Consider the following 202-nt stretch of genomic DNA (forward strand, 5'->3'; position numbering starts at 1 on the left):
GCTTGCCAGTCCATCGCCGGAGCTGGTGATCGCCTGGATACTGGGACAAACCCAGCGCATTCGCGTGGGTTCCGGTGGCGTCATGCTGCAACACTATAGCCCCTACAAAGTTGCGGAAAACTTTAATCTTCTGGCCTCACTGGCGCCGGGACGTGTCGATCTTGGGATTGGAAAAGCGCCAGGCGGCTTACCGCTGTCAACG

Annotated in this window: 1 protein-coding gene; it reads left to right on the top strand. The window is 58.4% G+C overall.

The genetic code is table 11. The features are described 5' to 3' along the window. On the top strand, positions 1–202 hold a 202-nt coding region (locus FDX22_RS27495), incomplete at both ends, for an LLM class flavin-dependent oxidoreductase (protein WP_146718073.1).

It is taken from the genome of Citrobacter sp. TBCS-14 (assembly GCF_005280805.1).
Taxonomy (GTDB): Bacteria; Pseudomonadota; Gammaproteobacteria; order Enterobacterales; family Enterobacteriaceae; genus Citrobacter; species Citrobacter gillenii.